Origin of the sequence: Erwinia aphidicola (assembly GCF_014773485.1) — a bacterium.
Classification (GTDB): Bacteria; Pseudomonadota; Gammaproteobacteria; order Enterobacterales; family Enterobacteriaceae; genus Erwinia; species Erwinia aphidicola.
Map to the genome: position 1 here is coordinate 64,268 of NZ_JACXBP010000005.1, position 18,951 is coordinate 83,218.

Consider the following 18,951-nt stretch of genomic DNA (forward strand, 5'->3'; position numbering starts at 1 on the left):
CGGCCCCTTTTTCGGTCCGCCCTTCGCGTCAACGGCGGTTGCCGAAGATACGCAGCAGCATCAGGAACAGGTTGATAAAGTCGAGATACAGCGTCAGCGCACCCATAATCGAGTAGCGGCGCAGGTTCTCCTTGTCATCAACGTTGATCCCTTCACCGATGTTTTTCAGCTTCTGGGTGTCATAGGCGGTCAGGCCGACAAACACCACCACGCCAATATAGGTCACTGCCCACATCAGCGCGCTGCTTTTCAGCCAGATATTCACCAGTGACGCCAGCACGATGCCAATCAGCGCCATAAACAGCATGCTGCCCATTCCGCTCAGATCGCGTTTTGTGGTGTAACCCCACAGGCTCATCGCGCCAAACATCCCGCCGGTAACCAGGAAGGTGCTGGCAATCGAAGAGTAGGTATAGACGAGGAAAATACTCGCCATGGTCAGCCCGGTTAGCGCTGAATAGAGCATAAACAGGCCGGTTGCAGCGGCTCCGCTCAGCTTGTGCACCATGCCTGACAGCACAAACACCAGCCCCAGCTGCACGATAATCAGGCCGAAGAAGGTGATGCGATTGGCAAATACCAGCTCCATCACCGCCGGCGTATTCGCCGCGAACCAGGAAACAAACGCCGTTAACAGCAAGCCACAGGTCATCCAGCCGTAAACCTGCGCCATATAGACGGACAGGCCCGCGCTGGCACGCTGGACAATGGTATCGTTGGATCGTGGATATCGGTCCATGATGCTCCCCTTAATAGATGGATGAAAAGTGAGTTAAACCTCAAACAAGTCTGGCACATACCGCCCCGCCTGCGCCAGCCCGAAAGCGCGCGGATTTGTTGCTGATTGCGGCGCGATTGAGTTTAGCACTTCATCATGTGTCATTATTGGTGGGTAAATTCACCGAGGAGCTGTTGCTGGCTTTACTGCTAACCGCCTGCGGGAGAGGTAGTCCGCGTCAAGACGACAGAAATCTGTTTTCTGAGGATAAAATATTAACCGTTTTTTTCCATGGTGTTGCTGCCAGTGAGGTGCGCTAAAAATTAACGTTTAAGCCGATAATTTATCATTTTTCTTGAACAGCAAGCCTAAATCACAGGTAAAGGGACGGCTAAGTATATAAAAATGAGCCATATTTTTGCACCCAATTTTACCTAACGCAGACAGCTTGTGTGAACTCACCGTTTTGCAATTTATATTAAATTTATTACTTATTATCCCTGATCCACTCCCTGTTATAAACTCATGTAAAACATCAAACTCCCTCTTAGTCAGAAACTTCCTCACCTTTCTTTTGGGCGTGGGTTCGAATCTGTATGAAAACTGCAATCCGCACAACTTATTTAGCAGGTGAACGATATCCTTTCGATTAACTTTCAATGTATTAGGGTACAAAATATCAGTAAGAAGCTCCTGAAAAACCCCGCAAGTAATCATTATCATTCTCGCATGGTTATTTATTATCTCGGTCATTGATGTTTTAACGCTAAACGTACATGTCTGCCAGGAAAGGAGATCCAGAAGAACAATATCCGCCTCATTGACCTCACTACCGATAAAACTTTCGAGATTTAAACACTCCACCCTACGATTTAGCGCGGGTAAAAACCCAACCCCCGCACAGAGGAATGTATCGTCAGAGATCAGTAGAATATTCCTAAATTTCATACTGCAGATTTTATTTAACATAGCAACCTCTACCTGTCAGGTAAAAATACTCCCTTGATTAAAACTATACTCAAACTTAATTTTTTTTCAAACTATAGACATTGGGCATTTTTGGTATTAAAAATCTTTCTTACGGAATATTCTTACTAAAGACGACATAAGAGAGAGCGTGTAAAATGTTACAACTATTACTTTTATTCACCTTGCCTTTAATCATATTTTTCAGCATTTTATATCACTATCAAACCAAAAAAAGGAGGAAAATTTACTATAGAAATCATAACAATAAAGAGCTTGCACATATTAAAGGGCGAAGAACAAAGATTTTTTTGACGCTTATAAAGAGACTTATTGGAAAGAAATAGCCAGTTAATACCAACACCCTACCCGCTATTAAAACCTGGGGTTATGCGTTGAAATTTTGCAAAGGGGGCAATGCCCCCGCTATTAGGAGATAAACTATTTTTTTATTTTTAGGATTTTCACCAAGAAAAAATCGGCATGGTAGAGACCAGGGTAGAGATCGATACTGAATGTTCCTAAATCAAGTTTGCCCCGAAGCGAAAAAAACTATCAAGAAAAATAGAGTACAGCCTCGCAAGCAATGATACCGTACGGAATAGCGTTAAAATAACCAATAAGCAACACGCCTTAACCTCTCCCGGTTTCCTGATGCTATCCGCTACATTCACCTGATTGATATAACGAGAGCACATTGTCTTATTCATGCGCTATTTATTACCCACCTGAACATTACTTCCTACTTAACACCTGACCTTGCCAATAGGAAAATAATGGACTCGGGGGAAGTCATTCGACACCCAAAGCTGGATCGTATTGATTGCCAGGGCTTTTGCCGATCTTCAGCGCTAAATTACAGCGCAAAATCACCCGCTGGGCAGCCACAACTGGCTCTGATCGCTTAACTGACGCAGGGCAAAGTGTGATGATTATCCGAGGTCGTAACTGACAGGCAGAGTTTTATCTCACGCCGAATTTATCCAATAAATCCATCTGCCGGATAAAGATTGCTCACTGACTGCCGATAGACTGAGCAAAGGAGGTTGCAAAACAGGAAGTGACTAACGGGTACATTTTGCCACATCGGGGAAGGTCACATGCAGAGTCAGACAGTAGCAAAAAAGAGAATGAGCACCCGCACGCTGATGCTGCTCACTGGGGTACTGACAATTACCCTGGGTTTCAGCCTCACCATTGGCTTGCTGAGCTGGCAGTCGAGCCAGCAGCAGAAAAAGCTGGCGGAAGATTATCTCGGGCAGATCGCCCAGAGCCAGGCGCTATCGGTGCAGAAAGAGCTGGAGTATGCACGCACCGTCGCAGCCGCCATGGGCCAGAGCCTGATTGCCCTACCCGCCGCGGGCATCACTGACCGCGCTCAGGCGGAACAGATTATGGTCTATGCGCTGAAGATGAACCCCAGCTATCTGTCGATGTCGGCGGTTCTCGAACCCAATGTTTTAGATGGACGCGATGCGGAGTTCGCCAGCCAGCCTGGTTCGCCGCCGGGTGGGCGCTTCTCGCGCTATGTCGATCGGGATAAAGCGGGTGCCTATCAAAGCCATCTGATGGGGACATTTCTCACCCCGGGTGATGGCGACTACTATCTGGTACCACGCAAGCTGGAACGCGACACGCTGGCCGAACCTTACAGCTTCGCCTATGAAGGCGTCCCCACCCTGCTGACCTCCGTTTCGGCGGTGATTTTTGATGATGGCAAGGTGAAAGCCGTGACCACCTCCGATATTTCACTCGCCTCGCTGCAGGAAAAAGTGAGTAAAATCAAACCGTGGCAAGGCGCAGGCTATGCCATGCTGCTCTCTACCGCCGGTAAGGTGGTTTCCAGCCCAAACAAGGACGATGCCGGTAAGCCCTATAAAGGCGAAACCGACAAGTTCAGCAGCCAGATAATCCAGCGCTACGACCCGGTTTTGGGTGAGGATGTGCTGCAAACCTGGCGTCCGATCACCGTTGGCAACAGCCAGGCTTCATGGTATCTCGGCGTTGCCGCGCCGGTGAAGCTGGTGATGGCCGCGGCGAACCGCCAGCTGATGTATGCGCTGATAATGGCGGTGATCAGTATTGTGGTGGTGTGCGGCGTGCTGGGGCTGGTGTTCAGCCGCAAAGTGGCGAAACCGATCGGCGGGGAGCCGCGTCAGGCGGCGGATATTGCGCTGGCGGTGGCAGAGGGCGATCTCAGCGCCACTATCCCGGTGAAAGAGAACGATAAGCAGAGTATTTTCTTCGCCATGCAGACCATGCAGCACCAGCTGCGCAATATGGTGGGTGAGATTATCTCCGCCAGCGACTCGGTACGTCAGGGGGCGGAAGAGATCGCCAGCGGCAACCTTGACCTCGCTTCACGCACCGAGCAGCAGGCTGCGGCGCTGGAAGAGACGGCAGCCAGCATGGAGCAGTTAACCGCCACGGTGAAGCACAATGCTGATAATGCCCACCAGGCAACGGCGCTGACGGATAACGCTACCGACATCGCCCGGCGCGGCGAGCAGCTGGTGTCGCAGGTGGTGCAGATTATGCAGCAGATTGATGAGAGCTCGCAGAAGATTGGTGCTATCACCAGCATTATCAACGGCATTGCCTTCCAGACCAATATTCTGGCGCTGAACGCGGCGGTTGAAGCAGCACGCGCCGGGGAGCAGGGGCGCGGCTTTGCGGTGGTGGCGGCGGAAGTGCGCAGCCTGGCACAGCGCAGCGCCAATGCGGTGAAGGATATCTCCGCGCTGATCGCCGAATCGACCCAGCGCGTCGACCACGGGGTGGATCTGGTGCAGAGCGCCGGGAAAACCATGCAGGAGATGACGCAGGCGGTAAACTCGGTGAAGACCATTATCGGCGAGATTGTGCATGCCTCCGATGAACAGTCGCAGGGCATCGGTCAGGTGACGGTCGCGGTCAATCAGATGGATGGCGCAACGCAGCAGAACTCCGCGCTGGTGCAGCAGATGTCGGCCGCCGCCGCATCGCTGGAGGATCAGGCGAAGACGCTGGCGCAGACCGTGCAGCTGTTTAAGCTGGAAACGGCGTAACGGGGATCGAGGGCCGACCAGAAAAGCGGTCGGCCCCTACACCAGAGCGTAACCGTAGGGGCCGATCATCTTTTTCGATCGGCCCGTCAAACCGGCTGTAACCGCAGGGGCCGATCATCTTTTTCGATCGGCCCAGCAAACCGGCTGTAACCGTAGGGGCCGATCATCTTTTTCGATCGGCCCGTCGAACCGGCTGTAACCGTAGGGGCCGATCATCTTTTTCGATCGGCCCGTCGAACCGGCTGTAACCGCAGGGGCCGATCATCCTTTTCGATCGGCCCGTGACAGCAGATTACTGACGGCTGATACAGCTCTGATAACGCGTATTCACGCGCTGGGCAAACCAGGCGGTGGTCAGATTACGGGTTATTTTCGGGCTTTCCAGCTTGATGCCCGGCAGCACTTCTCGCGGTAATCTCTTACCGGCGTCTTTATCCGCCAGCGCGAATACCGACTTGTACAGGTCGGTTTTCTCGAAGTCGATGCTCTCCCCTTTCTCCAGCGCCCGACGGATCGCCCGCTCGCTGAAGTCCAGACGCTTGCCGAGGGTACGTACCGCTTTCTCGGTTGAGCCTGCACTGTCGGACCCGTAGTTGATCAGGTCACCATCCAGCGCCAGCTTGATGCCGCTCAGCCGGGATACCGCCGCCTGGAATGCGGCGTTACGGCTGGCATACCAGCCCGCGTTGAAGTCGGCAAAGCGATACAGCGGCGCAGTATAATTGGCCGGATAGCCCAGCAGATGCAGGGTACCGAACCACATCCCACCGCGTCGGCTGAAGACTTCGCGCCGGATCGAGCCGTCAACCTGATACGGGTAGCCTTTACTGTGCGCTTCGGCAAAGGCAATGCTGACCTGCATCGGGCCGCCGGTGTGGATCGGGTTGAGATTGCCAAACAGCTTCTGCCCCATCGGCACCATATCGATAAAATCATCGAAGATCGCGCTCAGCTCTTTTTCACTGGAGACATGATCGAGGCGATCGGCATAGCTTTTGCCGTTGGGGGATTTGATCAGCAGCGCGGTGCGCACCAGGAATGATGGGATATGCAGCTGCCCTGCGCGGCGGTCAATCTCGCCCCAGGCGATTTTCGGCAGGCCGGCCACATTGGCATCGGCGCTGAAGTTGGACTCCTGCCCGGTAACGGCGATCACCGCGCACAGATTGCTGACCGAAGGGTCAATCTCCTGGCCGTTGAAGGCGACATAGATATCGCTGGCCCAGCCCTGGCGATCGCTGACGCCGGGCGGTAACAGCCGGGCGATCTGGGCTTTCACATCGGTCGGGCGCGCGGCAGGCGTGGTTTTCGACGTCGGGTTACTACAGCCCGCCAGCACCAGCAGGGCCAGCGGCGCGAGGTGTCTCAAAGAGAAACGGCTCATGAAAATCCTTAGCCAAAGAAAAGACGCAGTGTACCCTATTTTTCCCAGCGTGCGGCGGCGTCGCGGTCGCTCTGTTTAGCCTCGACCCAGCGCTCGCCGTCTGGCGTGGCTTCACGCTTCCAGAACGGCGCACGGGTTTTCAGCCGATCCATGATAAATTCCGCCGCGTCAAAGGCGGCACCACGGTGCGCGCCACTGACCCCCACCAGCACGATCTCATCGCCCGGGAACAGTTCACCGACGCGATGGATGACGGTGACGCGCTGCATTGGCCAGCGGCGGCGCGCTTCGGCTACGATCTCCGCCAGCGCTTTTTCGGTCATGCCCGGATAGTGTTCGAGGGCCAGGGCACTGACGTTATCACCAAGGTTGTGATTGCGCACTTTGCCGGTAAAGGTCACCACCGCCCCATCTTCATCGCAGGCGGCCAGCCACTGATACTCGTCGGCCATATTAAATGGTTCGCTGCCAACCCGAATTCGCGTCTCCATCTCAGCCCCCGGTGACCGGCGGGAAGAAGGCGACTTCATCCCCGGCGCGCAGCGGATGCGCCATCGGCACCAGCGTCTGATTAACCGCCGCCAGCAGCTTGCCGGACTCCAGCGCCAGCGCCCAGCGATCGCCCTTCTGCGCCAGCTCGCTGCGCAGGGCTTCTACGCTGGTAAATTCGGCGGGCAGTTCAAGGCTGGCGGTGCCAACCAGCTCGCGCACCTGGGCAAAAAACAGCACGTTAATCATGGCTCACCGCCTGAAAATCACCGGATTTCCCACCGCTCTTACTCAGCAGGCGGCACTGTTCGATGGTGATATCTTTCTGCACCGCCTTGCACATGTCGTAGATGGTCAGCGCGGCAACGGAGGCCGCGGTCAGTGCTTCCATCTCCACGCCGGTTTTCCCGGTCAGGCGGCACAGCGACTCGATGCGCACGCGGTTGTGCTGCGGCTGGGCTTCCAGCGACACTTCCACCTTGCTCAGCAGCAGCGGGTGGCAGAGCGGGATCAGCTCCCAGGTGCGTTTTGCCGCCTGGATGCCGGCAATGCGCGCCGTGGCAAAGACGTCACCCTTATGGTGGCTGCCGTCGATAATCATCTGCAGCGTCTCCGGGTGCATCACCACGAACGCTTCTGCCCGCGCTTCACGCACGGTTTCCTGTTTGGTGGAAACGTCCACCATATGCGCCTCACCGGCGGCATTAATATGAGTTAACTGAGACATTTACGGCTTCTTCACATGTGAAACAAAATTACACGGGCGAGTTCGGGCATCCAGCTGTGGCTGAATAATGCGCTCCCACGCCAGCTGACAGGCGCTGGTGGAACCGGGCACGGCGAGGATCAGCGTCTGATTGGCGACGCCAGCCACCGCGCGCGACTGAATGGTGGAGGTGCCAATATCCTCCCAGGAGATCATGCGGAACAGCTCGCCAAATCCTTCCACTTCACGATCGAACAGCGGCAGCAGCGCTTCCGGGGTGCTGTTTTTCTCATTAAAACCGGTACCGCCGTTGATCAGCACCACCTGCACATCCCTGCTGGCGATCCAGCTGGAGACCACGGCGCGAATACGGTAGCGGTTATCGGGCACGATGGCATGGTCGAGCACCTGATGCCCGGCCTCGATCGCGGCCTCCCGCAGATAGCTGCCGGAGCTGTCGCTCTCCGCCGTATGGCGGTCGGAGACGGTCAGCACCGCCACGTTAAGGGGGGTAAAATCCGTCGAAGTTTTACTCATAATCAAGTCCTTAGCTTAACCGCCGATAAATGAGAGATTCTGCGTGATGCCGGTATTGCCCTGGTGCAGGAAGTGGGTTTGCTTTTTGCTGGTCAGACTGCTGGCGATACGCGCCTGCAGTTCCGCCTGCTGGCTGTCATCCGCCAGCAGATCTCTGAGCGGTACGCCGCTCTCACCAAACAGGCAGAGATGCAGATTGCCAATCGCCGATACGCGCAGGCGGTTACAGCTGGCGCAGAAGTCCTTTTCATACGGCATAATCAGGCCAATTTCACCCTGATAGTCGGCATGCCGGAATACCTGCGCCGGGCCGTCACTGCGCGCGCGCGCCTGACGCACCCAGCCCTGCTGCAGCAGCTGGTCGCGGATCACTTCGCCAGAAACGTGATGTTTGCGGAACAGCGCCCCGCCGTCACCGGTTTCCATCAGCTCAATAAAACGCAGCTGGATCGGGCGCGTGCGCACCCAGGCAAGAAAGGTATCCAGGCTGTGGTGATTCACGTCGCGCATCAGCACGGTATTGACCTTCACCTTGCTGAACCCGGCGTCAAAAGCGGCATCGATACCGCGCATCACCTGATGAAATTTGTCCTGGCCGGTAATGGCGTGGAACTGGCGCGCATCAAGGCTGTCGATACTGACGTTGAGTGCGGTCAGCCCGGCAGCCCGCCACTCGGCAACATCGCGCTGCAGGCGATAGCCGTTAGTGGTCACCGCCAGCTGGCGAATAGAGGGGTTGTCGCGCACCGCCGCAATGATGTCCGTAAAGTCACGGCGCATTGAAGGCTCGCCGCCGGTCAGGCGCACTTTTTCGGTGCCCGCAGCGGCGAACGCCCGCGTGACGCGACGGATTTCATCCAGCGACAGGAAGCTTTTGTTCTGAATACCCTGTGGTTTATACCCGTCAGGCAGACAGTATGTGCAACGGAAGTTGCATACATCGGTGATCGACAGACGCAGGTAATAGAACCTGCGGTCGAAACTATCAGCAAATTGTGGCACCAGAACACCTTTCCAAAGAGGGGAGATGCAGTCATTTCTTTCTGCACCCTGGCAACTCGGGGTTGCGGCCAGGAGACCGTATCCAGCAGGACTTAGGTATCAGGGCTTAAGTGTGATTTACCGGACATCGGTAAACCATGGTTTAAAAATTTTAGCGCTTCTGACTGCGCGATACCAGAACAGAGTTTCGCTATATACTTTGAGATATAACGTTTTTTCCCGGCATTTTAACACCCGTTTAGCGTAAAATAGCTTTTATCAACGTTTCAACCATGATGATGACAATAACTATGCGCAATCGCACTTTAGCTGACCTCGACCGCGTGGTGGCATTAGGCGGCGGGCACGGCCTGGGTCGTGTGATGTCCGCACTTTCTCCGCTGGGTTCCCGCCTTACCGGCATTGTGACCACCACGGATAATGGCGGCTCCACCGGGCGCATTCGCCGCTCGGAAGGCGGTATTGCCTGGGGTGATATGCGCAACTGCCTTAACCAGCTGATCGCCGAGCCGAGCGTGGCCTCGGCAATGTTTGAGTATCGCTTTGCCGGTAACGGCGAGCTGGCCGGCCATAATCTCGGCAACCTGATGCTGAAGGCGCTCGATCATCTCAGCGTGCGCCCGTTTGAGGCGATAAACCTGATCCGCAATCTGCTGAAGGTGGATGCGTTTCTTATCCCGATGTCAGAGCAGCCCGTCGACCTGGTGGCGCTGGATAGCGAGGGTCACCTGGTATACGGCGAGACTGAAATTGACCAGCTGACCCAGCCGCCGCAGGAGTTAATGCTCTCCCCTGCCGTCAGCGCCACGCGTGAAGCGGTAGAAGCGATTGGTGAAGCCGACCTGATCCTGATTGGCCCCGGCAGTTTCTATACCAGCCTGATGCCGGTGCTGCTGCTGCCGGAAATCGCCCAGGCGCTGCGCCGTACCCCGGCGACGATGGTGTTTATTGGCAATCTCGGCAAAGAGCTCAGCCCGGCAGCGGCACAGCTGACGGTGGTGGATAAGCTGGCGATGATGGAGAAGGCGATCGGTAAACGGGTGATTGATGCGCTGGTGCTCGGGCCGAAGGTTGACAGCAGCCATCTGAGCGACCGCATGGTGATTCAGGAGCCGCTGGAGGCCGGAGATATTCCCTATCGCCACGACCGCCAGCTGCTGCGCCTGGCGCTGGAGCACGCGGTGCAGGCGATGGTGTGAAAATGCGCCCGATTTGAACCGTAGGGGCCGATCATTTTTTTCGATCGGCCCGCGATCTATCCTTTACCGCGCGGGGGGACCGGAAAAGAAGGTCCCCCCCTACAAAAACCCTGCGGCCAAATAATTACGATGCGGCGATAAACAGCTCGCGCACCTGGTGCAGCTGGTCACGCACCTGGGCGGCCTCTTCAAACTCCAGATTCTGCGCGTGCTGCTGCATCTGCGCTTCCAGCTGGTGAATGCGCTTCTGCAGCCCGGCTGGCGACAGATCGACATAGGTCGCATCGTCTTCCACCAGGCTCTTACCTTTCATATTGCGCGGCTTAGCTTTGTTCTTCGCCAGCCCCTGGCCCAGCTCAAGAATATCGGCAATTTTCTTGTTCAGCCCCTGCGGTACAATGCCGTTCTCCTTGTTGTACTGCTCCTGTTTCTCGCGGCGACGCTCGGTTTCGCCTATAGCGCGCTCCATCGACGGGGTGATCTTATCACCGTAGAGAATCGCTTTACCGTTGAGGTTACGTGCGGCGCGGCCAATGGTCTGGATCAGCGAGCGTTCGGAGCGCAGGAAGCCCTCTTTATCGGCATCGAGGATTGCCACCAGCGACACTTCCGGCATATCCAGGCCCTCTCGCAGCAGGTTAATCCCCACCAGCACGTCAAATTTACCGAGGCGCAAATCGCGAATGATCTCGACACGCTCAACGGTATCAATATCCGAGTGCAGATAGCGCACGCGCTCGCCGTGCTCCGTCAGGTATTCGGTTAAATCTTCCGCCATGCGTTTGGTCAGCACCGTGACCAGCACGCGCTCGTTAATCTGCACGCGCTTGCGGATCTCCGACAGCAGGTCATCCACCTGGGTACCCACCGGGCGCACTTCGACAATCGGGTCGAGCAGGCCGGTTGGGCGCACCACCTGGTCAATCACATCACCGCCGGATTTCTCCAGCTCATAATTGCCCGGCGTAGCGGAGACGTAAATAGTCTGCGGCGCCAGCGCCTCAAACTCTTCAAACTTCATCGGGCGGTTGTCCAGCGCCGACGGCAGGCGGAAGCCATACTCGACCAGCGTCTCTTTGCGCGAGCGGTCGCCTTTGTACATCCCGCCAATCTGCGGAATCGTGACGTGGGATTCGTCAATCACCAGCAGACCATCGGCAGGCAGGTAGTCAAACAGCGTGGGCGGCGCTTCGCCTGGACCGCGCCCGGAGAGGTAGCGCGAGTAGTTTTCGATACCGGAGCAGTAGCCCAGCTCGTTCATCATTTCGAGGTCAAACTGGGTGCGCTGGCTGATGCGCTGCTCTTCCAGCAGCTTGTTGTTTTCCAGCAGCACCTTTTTGCGCTCCGCCAGTTCAACTTTAATCTCTTCCATCGCCTGCACAATGCGCTCACGCGGCGTGACGTAGTGCGTTTTCGGGTAGATGGTATAGCGCGGGATCACCGACTCAATCTGACCGGTCAGCGGGTCGAAAATTGAGAGCCGCTCGACCTCTTCATCAAACAGCTCCACGCGCAGCGCGTAGTCGTCCGACTCTGCCGGGAAGATGTCTATCACCTCTCCGCGCACGCGGAATGTTCCGCGCTGGAATGCCTGGTCGTTACGCGTGTACTGCAGCTCCGCCAGGCGGCGCAGGATGGCGCGCTGGTCAATCACCATACCACGCGTCAGGTGCAGCATCATTTTGAGGTAGAGGTCAGGGTCGCCAAGGCCGTAAATCGCAGAAACGGAGGAGACCACGATAACGTCGCGCCGCTCCAGCAGGGCTTTAGTGGCGGAAAGACGCATCTGCTCGATATGTTCGTTAACCGAGGCATCTTTCTCAATAAAGGTGTCGGAGCTGGGCACATAGGCTTCCGGCTGGTAGTAGTCGTAATACGAGACAAAGTATTCCACGGCGTTATCAGGGAAAAACTCTTTCATCTCGCCGTACAGCTGCGCCGCCAGCGTCTTGTTAGGGGCCAGCACCATGGTCGGGCGGTTCAGGTCGGCAATCACGTTGGCGACGGTGAAGGTTTTACCGGATCCGGTCACGCCCAGCAGCGTCTGATGGGCAAGACCATCTTCCAGCCCCTCTTCAAGGCGTCGAATCGCCTCAGGCTGATCGCCAGATGGTTTGAAATCGGAGTTGAGTTTAAAGACTTTGCTCATTGAAGGGCTACCTGAAAAATGAAGTGCGCGAACCGGACTGTAATTCTACTCTGCCCTGACGATTTTGCCAGCAAAAAAGACTGGATAAAATTACAGTTATTTTGCATGATGCATCAGAAGAGAGCCCGTCTGCACTTTTGCCGTCCGTTGCGCAAACGAATGCGCAAAACAGGCGTCGAGGTTATCCCCAAATGCTTTACGCTTTTAACATTTGTCAATAGCCTGCTGACAAATCTGACCCGGCGCTTATCAGGAATATTCCAGTGGCTTGATTTTAATTAACTAATTGATTTTAATCATTTATATAAAGAAGCCGAGTTTCGCACCAACCCGTGCGCAAGCCGCGTCCGCTCTCGCCTTGCGCGGGTTTTCACACTCTAATGCACAAGGTTATCCACAGGAATGGTGGATAACTGTTTTCAGCGCTTGAGGCGTCTGATGTGTATAAATCGTCCCCACGCTGCGATCGACCCGCCAAATATTTTTTTTTGCTTTATTTTTACCCCCGCCAGCGGGGATTTCGCCAGGCATTGGCCATGTTATGCACCGCGCATTCAATCAGCCGGGCACGTTTTATTCTCCCCGCCTGACTCTCACTGCCATTTCGCGTGGCAGCTGCACCATAAATGATTAACCCGCGGCACTGGTCCGGTGCAGCACGCTGCTTACTGCAGGAAATTGTTTAGCCGCGCTGACCAATAACTGCGGATGAATGTTATCAGTTTGTCTCTTTTTTTACTTTTTTCCGCCGTTCAACACCTCTGGCCCACTAATTGCAAGTACTCACTGGTTAGTCCATACCGCCTCACGCTTGCAGCTTGCATAACACCAGAGCGAGGAGCACAAAACCGCGGGTACTTCATAGCGAGATACCGGACTGTTTGCCAGACGACAAAGAGCGGGAGCAATACAGGTGCGATCGAAAACTGTCTGAAGGAGAGTGCAGATGCTCAGCTTACGTTCTATTAATCAATTTTATGGGCAGAACCACATATTGTGGGATGTTGATCTCGATCTGCCACCTGGCACCTGTACCGGCATCCTCGGACAGCCCGGCATGGGAAAAACCACGCTGGTCAACTGCATCATGGGGCATTTGCCGATTAACAGCGGCTCGATGATCTGGCAGGAAGATAACGGCCCACCGCAGGACCTGCTGCTGCAGCCGGTGGAAAAACGCGCCTCGCTGGGGATAGGCTATGTTCCGCAGGGGCGACACATCTTTTCGCAGATGAGTATTGAAGAGAACCTGCAAATCGCCCTGCTGGCCGGTGCCGGTATGGAACGCCACCGGGCTATCCCTCAGATGGTGTATGACCTGTTCCCGGCGCTCTATTCGCTGCGTCATCAGCGCAGCGGCGAGCTGCCTATCGACCAGCAGCAGCAGCTGGCGCTGGCGCGTGCGCTGGTACTGCAGCCGAAGCTGCTGATTCTGGATGAGCCGACCGAAGGCATGTCGCCCTGGCTGGAAGAGGAGATGGGCAACCTGATCCATCGCCTGAACCATGATTTCGGGATGACCATTTTGCTGCTGGAGCAGCGCCTGTCGTTTATTCGCCGCGTGGCTGACTACTTCCTGCTGCTGCACCGCGGGCGCAACGTGGCGCACGGCACGGTGGCACAGCTGGATGAGAGCATGGTGAATACCTGGCTGACGGTGTGAGGTTTGCGGGGCGGTGTGAAGTTTGCGGGACGGGCATGCCCGTCCCCTACGATGTGCGTAGGGGGCAGGCATGCCTGACCCGTTTACGGCAAGGTAATAAACCGCCCCACCTCATCAAACCCCTCTCCACCCGGCAGGTGCGGGATCTCGCCCAGCAGCGGTGCCGGGATCGTGCGGGTTAACGTCGCCATATACTCCTGGTGACGTTTACCCGCAGGCAGCACGCCGTTGGCAATCCAACCCGCCAGCTGCAGCCCGCTGGCCTGAATCGCCTGCGCGGTGAGTAAGGCGTGATTAATACAGCCCAGCTTAACGCCCACCACCAGAATCACCGGCAGCTGCTCCTGCACCACCCAGTCGGCAAAGGTCAGACTTTCCGACAGCGGCGTGAACCAGCCACCGGCCCCTTCGGTCAGCACCCAGTCAGCCTGTTGTGCAACCGTCTCCAACCCGGCAGAGAGCTGGCGGGCGCTGATCGGGCGCTGCTCTTCGGCGCTGACAATATGCGGCGAGGTCGGCTCGATAAACGCCAGCGGGTTGACCTGCTGATACGGCAGCCAGACGCTGGCAGTGCGCTGCAGCGCCAGCGCATCACTGTTGCGCACGCCCTCAGGCGTCACCTCACAGCCGGAGGCCACCGGCTTGTAGCCTGCACAGCGCCATCCCGCAGCTTTCGCCGCCTGCAACAGTGCACAGCTGGCCACTGTCTTCCCCACTTCCGTATCCGTTCCGGTGACAAACCAGCGCTTACTCACACTCAATCACTCCTGATACCAGTTGATAACTCAGCAGGCAGCCGCGTTCATCGCGCGGCCAGACCTGCTCCAGCCGCTGCAGCGCGCCACGGCTCAACGCCAGCGCATCGCGCCCCTGATGCAGATGGGTGGCGCCGATGCCCTTCAGGGAACGCAGCGCGCTGAGCACGTCCGCAAACGCCAGCGTCAGGGGATAGCACTCAAGCGACAGCCGCATGCCGCTTGCCGCCTCTGCAATCATCTCTGGCGTGGCAAAGCGGTTGACCGGCGCACAGCGTCCCAGGTGCTGCCAGGCTTGCTGCACCTCACTCAGCGAGCCGGCGAGCAGCGTGGAAAACAGCACCTGCCCGCCGGGGCGCGTGACGCGCTGCAGCTCGCGCAGCGCCTGCGGCAGCGAACTGCACCACTGCACCGCCAGGTTGCTCCAGCTGCGGTCAAAGTGGTTATCGGCAAACGGCAGCGCCTCAATGTCGCCCAGCTGATAATGGTGCGCAGCCTGCGCGGCAGCGGCCTGACGCAGCATATCCGCGGAGAGATCCAGCGCGGTGACGGCATGCCCGTTTTCACGCCAGCGCTGGCTGAACCAGCCAGTGCCGCAGCCGGCATCCAGCACCTCCAGCTCCTGCCCGGGGCGCGCCAGCTGCATCAGGCGTTCTCCGCACTGGCGCTGTAGCTCCGCATGCTGGTTATAGCTGTGCGCGGCCCGGCCAAACGCCGCCGCCACCGCCTGTTTATTGACCATTTGCAGCATGCAGCACCTCCAGCAGGGCATCGATATCGGAATCGTGGTGCGCCGCGCTGAGGGTGATGCGCAGCCGTGAGGTGCCGGGCGGTACGGTCGGCGGGCGGATGGCACTCACCCAGCAGCCCGCCGACCGTAGCCGCTGTGCCAGCGCGAGGGCTGCCTGCTCATCGCCGACCATCAGCGGTTGGATGGCGCTGTCCGATGCGGCCAGCTTCCAGCGCAAGCCGCTGGCGTGCTGGCGAAAATAGCCAATATTATCCTTCAGCCTTTGCCGCTGCTCATCGCCCTGCTGCACGCAGACCAGTGCCGCCTGCAACGCACAGATCTGCGCTGGCGGCATGGCAGTGCTGTAGATCAGGTGACGGGCAAACTGCAGCAGATATTCCGCGGTGGCGTCATCGCACAGCAGCGCCGCGCCGCTGACGCCAAAAGCTTTGCCAAAGGTGACGATCAGCAGCTGCGGTTTCACCCCCTGCTGCCAGCAGCTGCCGCGCCCCTGTTCGCCGCAGACGCCAATACCGTGCGCATCATCCACCAGCAGCCAGCTGTTGTGCCGCTGAGCCAGCTGCTGCAGCGCCGCCAGCGGGGCGCGGTCGCCATCCATGCTGAACAGCCCTTCGGTGACCACCAGCGTCTCGCCACTGCCCGCCGTGGCCAGCAGGGAAGCCAGCGCGGGCGGCTGATTGTGGCTAAAACGGCGCAGCGTGGCCGGGCAGAGGCTGGCGGCTTCCAGCAGCGAGGCGTGGCACAGCTTATCGGCAAAGATACGATCGTCTTTGGCCATCATCGCGGTAATCACCGCCTGGTTAGCGGCAAAGCCGGAGATAAACAGCAGCGCGCGCGAGTAGCCCAGCCACTCTGCCAGCTGCTGCTCAAACTCCGCCTGCGGGGCGCGATAGCCGGTAACGTGCGCTGAACCGCCCGCGCCCACGCCATAGCGGGCCGCGCCCTGCTGCCAGGCGGCCACAATGCGCGCATCGTGGCTCAGCCCGAGGTAGTCGTTGGCAGAGAAATTGCGGTAATCATGGCCCTCGACCCGCAGGCTGCGCGCATCGGCGTATTCGTTCACCTGCCGCTGGCGATACTGGCCGTGCAGGCGGCGGGTTTCCAGCGCCTGCTTCATTCGCTGTGACCAGGCCATTATCGTGCCGCGTTGTAAAACAGGTCGTTATCGGCCGTCATCAGCTGCGCCGCCAGCGCCTGCTGCTGTTCGTTATCGCCGCGGTGGGTCTCCGTATGCTGCGGGTTGAGACCCAGCTTGCGGAACAGCAGCAGATCTTTGTCCTCCTCCGGGTTCGGCGTGGTGAGCAGCTTACAGCCGTAGAAGATCGAGTTGGCCCCGGCCATAAAGCACATCGCCTGAGTCTGTTCGCTCATCTGCTCGCGCCCGGCGGAGAGCCGCACATGGGAGCCAGGCATCATGATGCGCGCCACCGCGATGGTCCGCACAAAATCAAACGGATCGACGTCATCGTTATCCGCCAGCGGCGTACCTTTTACCTTGACCAGCATGTTGATCGGCACGCTCTCCGGCGGGGTGGGCAGGTTCGCCAGCTGTACCAGTAGCCCGGCGCGGTCGCTGACCGTTTCGCCCAATCCGACAATGCCGCCGGAGCAGACTTTAATCCCGGCATCGCGCACCTTGCCCAGCGTATCCAGGCGCTCCTGGTAGCTGCGCGTGGTAATAATGCTGCCGTAAAATTCCGGCGAGGTGTCAAGGTTATGGTTATAGAAATCCAGCCCGGCATCGGCCAGGCGCTGCGCCTGCTGCTCGCTCAGCGACCCCAGCGTCATGCAGGTTTCCAGCCCCATCGCTTTCACGCCCTGCACCATCTTTTCCAGATACGGCATATCGCGCTCGTGCGGATTTTTCCACGCCGCCCCCATGCAGAAACGGCCGGAGCCGGCGGCCTTGGCCTTGCGCGCCGAGATCAGCACCTCCTCCACTTCCATCAGGCGCTCGGACTCCAGCCCGGTTTTGTAGCGCGCGCTCTGCGGACAGTATTTGCAGTCCTCCGGACAGGCGCCGGTTTTGATCGACAGCAGCGTACTGACCTGCACCTGGCGCGGGTCGAAATGCTGGCGGTGTACCTGCTGCGCCTCAAACATCAGTTCGAGAAAGGGTTTTTCAAACAGCGCCTGCGCCTGAGAAATAGTCCAACGATGTGCCATTGCTTGCTCCAAAAAAGTCTGTCATTTGTCTTCACGGCCTGGTTATACTTGTAAACTAAATATTTTATTTTTGGTTTACAAGTGATTTTATGACCCCAGCCGATCTTGCCTTTGACCGTCACCACATCTGGCATCCGTACACCTCGATGTCCGCGCCGTTGCCCTGCTACCCGATCGTCGCCGCGCAGGAGACCTCGCTACAGCTGGCCGACGGGCGCCAGCTGGTCGACGGCATGTCGTCCTGGTGGGCGGCGATCCACGGTTATAACCATCCGCGCCTCAACCGGGCGCTGCAGGCGCAGATGGCGCAGATGTCACACGTGATGTTTGGCGGCATAACCCATCCGGCGGCGGTGGCGCTGTGCCGCAGGCTGCTGGCCATGGTGCCGCAGAACTTGCAGTGCGTGTTTTTGGCGGATTCCGGCTCGGTGGCGGTGGAGGTGGCGATGAAAATGGCGCTGCAATACTGGCAGGCGCGCGGTGAAAAGCGGCAGCGGTTTCTCACCCTGCGCCACGGCTATCACGGCGATACCTTCGCGGCGATGTCGGTGTGCGACCCGCAAAACTCGATGCACAGCCTGTATCAGGGCTATCTGCCCGAGCATCTGTTTGCCCCGGCCCCGGCCTGCCGCTTTGACGATGAGTGGCAGGAGAGCGATGCCGATGCGCTGGAGCAGCTGATCGTGGCGCATCATCAGCAGATCGGCGCCGTCATCCTCGAACCGATCGTGCAGGGCGCGGGCGGGATGCGCTTTTATCATCCGCGCTATCTGCAACGGGTGCGCGCGCTGTGCGACCGCTATTCGCTGCTGCTGATTGCCGATGAGATCGCCACCGGTTTTGGCCGCACCGGCAGGCTGTTTGCCTGTGAACACGCGCAGATCGCCCCGGATATTCTCTGCGTTGGAAAAGCGCTAACCGGCGGCAGCATGACGCTCTCCGCCACGCTGACCAGCCGCCATGTGGCCGATACCATCAGCCAGGGCACTGCCGGCTGCTTTATGCACGGGCCAACCTTTATGGGCAATCCGCTGGCCTGCGCGGTTGCCGCCGAAAGCCTGGCGATACTGCAGGAGAACCACTGGCCTGCTCAGGTCGCCGCAATTGAAAGCCAGCTGGCCGCCGCGCTGCTGCCGTTGCGCGACCACCCTGCCGTGGCGGACGTGCGGGTGCTGGGCGCGATTGGCGTGGTAGAGACGCAGCGACCGGTGAATATGGCGGCGATGCAGCAGTTCTTTGTCGAACAGGGCGTGTGGATCCGTCCGTTTGGTCGCCTGATCTACCTGATGCCGCCCTATATCATCTCCCCGGCGGCGCTGGCGCAGTTAACGCACGCCATCAGTGAAGCTATTGCTTATCCGGCCCTGTTTAATTAATCAGGATCGGCTCACCCTCCCGGCAGGCAAAAGCGTGATGCGC

17 protein-coding genes and 1 riboswitch are annotated in these 18,951 nt (G+C 57.8%); of the genes, 4 read left to right on the top strand and 13 right to left on the bottom strand.

Annotated elements, in window-relative coordinates:
- Positions 1-28: 28 nt before the first annotated feature.
- A complete protein-coding gene (locus ID864_RS13090) occupies positions 29-739 on the bottom strand; it encodes a Bax inhibitor-1/YccA family protein (protein WP_048916669.1) in 711 nt (236 codons plus the stop codon).
- Positions 740-1,048: 309 nt separating this feature from the next.
- Entirely contained in the window at positions 1,049-1,687 is a 639-nt protein-coding gene (locus tag ID864_RS13095) for a LuxR C-terminal-related transcriptional regulator (RefSeq protein WP_062818341.1), read from the bottom strand.
- A 1,097-nt stretch (positions 1,688-2,784) separates the two neighbouring features.
- Here ID864_RS13095 and ID864_RS13100 point away from each other — a divergent pair.
- The gene (locus tag ID864_RS13100) at positions 2,785-4,731 is read left to right on the top strand and encodes a methyl-accepting chemotaxis protein (RefSeq protein ID WP_048916672.1); all 1,947 of its coding nucleotides are present in this window, start codon (positions 2,785-2,787) and stop codon (positions 4,729-4,731) included.
- Positions 4,732-5,023: 292 nt separating this feature from the next.
- Here the strand turns inward: ID864_RS13100 and ID864_RS13105 are convergent, their stop codons facing one another.
- The 6 genes from ID864_RS13105 to moaA all read right to left on the bottom strand — a co-directional run bounded on the left by ID864_RS13105 (position 5,024) and on the right by moaA (position 8,849).
- Positions 5,024-6,115, bottom strand: coding sequence for a DUF1615 domain-containing protein (locus ID864_RS13105; protein ID WP_048916673.1), 1,092 nt, complete (start codon positions 6,113-6,115; stop codon positions 5,024-5,026).
- 35 nt (positions 6,116-6,150) lie between these two features.
- Entirely contained in the window at positions 6,151-6,606 is a 456-nt protein-coding gene (gene moaE / locus ID864_RS13110) for a molybdopterin synthase catalytic subunit MoaE (protein ID WP_048916674.1), read from the bottom strand.
- A 1-nt stretch (position 6,607) separates the two neighbouring features.
- On the bottom strand, positions 6,608-6,853 hold the full coding sequence (gene moaD, locus ID864_RS13115) for a molybdopterin synthase sulfur carrier subunit (RefSeq protein ID WP_048916675.1): 246 nt from the start codon (positions 6,851-6,853) through the stop codon (positions 6,608-6,610).
- On the bottom strand, positions 6,846-7,331 hold the full coding sequence (moaC, locus tag ID864_RS13120) for a cyclic pyranopterin monophosphate synthase MoaC (protein WP_187498531.1): 486 nt from the start codon (positions 7,329-7,331) through the stop codon (positions 6,846-6,848). Before moaC ends, moaD begins: the two co-directional genes overlap by 8 nt.
- Positions 7,332-7,847, bottom strand: coding sequence for a molybdenum cofactor biosynthesis protein B (gene moaB / locus ID864_RS13125; protein WP_048916677.1), 516 nt, complete (start codon positions 7,845-7,847; stop codon positions 7,332-7,334).
- A gap of 15 nt (positions 7,848-7,862) precedes the next feature.
- Positions 7,863-8,849: a GTP 3',8-cyclase MoaA gene (gene moaA / locus ID864_RS13130; protein ID WP_191149934.1), complete on the bottom strand. Its 987-nt coding sequence runs from the start codon at positions 8,847-8,849 to the stop codon at positions 7,863-7,865.
- A riboswitch (molybdenum cofactor riboswitch) is annotated at positions 8,839-8,974 on the bottom strand. (Overlaps the previous gene by 11 nt.)
- A gap of 165 nt (positions 8,975-9,139) precedes the next feature.
- Here moaA and ID864_RS13135 point away from each other — a divergent pair.
- Positions 9,140-10,048 carry a gluconeogenesis factor YvcK family protein gene (locus ID864_RS13135; RefSeq protein ID WP_048916679.1) on the top strand — a complete coding sequence of 303 codons (909 nt, stop codon included), beginning with the start codon at positions 9,140-9,142 and terminating at the stop codon, positions 10,046-10,048.
- Positions 10,049-10,172: 124 nt separating this feature from the next.
- Here ID864_RS13135 and uvrB read toward each other — a convergent pair whose 3' ends face one another.
- Positions 10,173-12,197: an excinuclease ABC subunit UvrB gene (uvrB, locus tag ID864_RS13140; RefSeq protein ID WP_048916680.1), complete on the bottom strand. Its 2,025-nt coding sequence runs from the start codon at positions 12,195-12,197 to the stop codon at positions 10,173-10,175.
- 946 nt (positions 12,198-13,143) lie between these two features.
- On the opposite strand from uvrB, the gene ID864_RS13145 reads away from it, so the two are divergent.
- Positions 13,144-13,860 (top strand): ABC transporter ATP-binding protein, encoded by a 717-nt coding sequence (locus ID864_RS13145; protein WP_048916681.1) that lies wholly within the window; start codon positions 13,144-13,146, stop codon positions 13,858-13,860.
- 83 nt (positions 13,861-13,943) lie between these two features.
- Here the strand turns inward: ID864_RS13145 and bioD are convergent, their stop codons facing one another.
- The 4 genes from bioD to bioB are packed head-to-tail and all read right to left on the bottom strand — an operon-like array spanning position 13,944 to position 17,532.
- On the bottom strand, positions 13,944-14,615 hold the full coding sequence (bioD, locus tag ID864_RS13150; RefSeq protein ID WP_099754230.1) for a dethiobiotin synthase: 672 nt from the start codon (positions 14,613-14,615) through the stop codon (positions 13,944-13,946).
- Positions 14,608-15,366 carry a malonyl-ACP O-methyltransferase BioC gene (gene bioC, locus ID864_RS13155; RefSeq protein WP_191149935.1) on the bottom strand — a complete coding sequence of 253 codons (759 nt, stop codon included), beginning with the start codon at positions 15,364-15,366 and terminating at the stop codon, positions 14,608-14,610. The genes bioD and bioC overlap by 8 nt, the downstream gene beginning before the upstream one ends.
- Positions 15,347-16,501 carry an 8-amino-7-oxononanoate synthase gene (bioF, locus tag ID864_RS13160; RefSeq protein WP_191149936.1) on the bottom strand — a complete coding sequence of 385 codons (1,155 nt, stop codon included), beginning with the start codon at positions 16,499-16,501 and terminating at the stop codon, positions 15,347-15,349. Before bioF ends, bioC begins: the two co-directional genes overlap by 20 nt.
- Complete coding sequence (bioB, locus tag ID864_RS13165) at positions 16,501-17,532, bottom strand: biotin synthase BioB (RefSeq protein WP_048916685.1); 1,032 nt, start codon at positions 17,530-17,532, stop codon at positions 16,501-16,503. The genes bioF and bioB overlap by 1 nt, the downstream gene beginning before the upstream one ends.
- 89 nt (positions 17,533-17,621) lie before the next feature.
- Here bioB and bioA point away from each other — a divergent pair, with 89 nt between their 5' ends.
- The gene (bioA, locus tag ID864_RS13170) at positions 17,622-18,908 is read left to right on the top strand and encodes an adenosylmethionine--8-amino-7-oxononanoate transaminase (RefSeq protein WP_048916686.1); all 1,287 of its coding nucleotides are present in this window, start codon (positions 17,622-17,624) and stop codon (positions 18,906-18,908) included.
- Positions 18,909-18,951: the final 43 nt, after the last annotated feature.